Annotated in this window: 1 protein-coding gene; it reads right to left on the reverse strand. The window is 69.3% G+C overall.

The genetic code is table 11. The annotated features are described in order from the left end of the window. Window positions 1-22 precede the first annotated feature (22 nt). Window positions 23-900 (reverse strand): IS5 family transposase gene (locus SM450_RS31010; protein WP_474623325.1). Its coding sequence is split into 2 segments (ribosomal slippage): window positions 23-507 and window positions 507-900, totalling 879 coding nucleotides; the frame shifts between segments, so codons are not numbered across the junction. Between the last annotated feature and the right edge of the window lie 153 nt (window positions 901-1053).

Genomic DNA, 1053 nt, shown 5'->3' on the forward strand with positions numbered 1-1053 from the left:
CTAGGGCCTGTGTCGAAGTCGGTCACAGCCATTCGTTGATGGCGGCGATGTGCACGGTGGCCTCGTAGCGCACGGCGAGTTTGTCGAAGCGGGTGGCCACGGAGCGGTGGCGTTTGAGGCGGTTGATGCCGCACTCCACGGCGTGACGCTGCTGGTACCGCTGTGGGTCGAAGGCCGGTGGCCGGCCGCCCTTGGACCCCTTCTTACGCCGGTTCGCGTCCTGGTCGGCCTTCGACGGGATCGTCGCCCTGATTCCACGTCGGCGCAGGTAGCGGCGGTTGGCCTTCGACGTGTACGCCTTGTCGGCCAGGACCCGGTCCGGGCGGGTCCTGGGCCGGCCGCCGCCGAGGCGGGGCACCCGGATCCCGTCGAGCACCGGGATGAACTGTGGGCTGTCCCCGCGCTGCCCGGCGGTCAACACGATCGACAGCGGCTTCTGCCCCTGCTCACACGCCAGGTGCACTTTCGTGGTCAGGCCGCCCCGGGAGCGACCGAGCGCGTGATCGTCCGGTTCGACCGTGACCCCGCCCGGCGGCTCGGTCTGCAGATCCCCCTTTTACGCGCTCCGGCGGCATGCTGATGCGCTCGGGCGACCGTCGAGTCCACCGACACGGCCCAGACGACGCGTCCGGCTCCGTCAGCCAGGGCCTGTAACGCGGTCAGGATCTTCGCCCAGGTCCCATCGCGCTGCCAGCGCCGGAACAGCGCGTACGCCGCCGCCCAGGACCCGTAACACTCCGGGACGTCCCGCCACGGGGCGCCAACCCGTGTCCGCCACCGGATCCCATCAATGAGCTGCCGTTTCGTCCATGTCGACGGCCGACCCGGCCTACGCCCCGCGGGCAGCAACGGCTCCAGCGCCGCCCACTGTGCGTCGGTCAGGTCATGCCGCCTCGTCACCGCTAGGGTGTCCACGAGGTCTCCGGTGTTCGGGTTCTGCTTGGTCGCTGAACCAGATACCGGAGACCTCGCTACATCTCGAACACCGACACGCCAAGATCCTCACCCAACAGCTCAAGCCCTCGCACCGACTTCGACACAGGCCCTAGAGGG

Source organism: Micromonospora marincola (assembly GCF_056150385.1).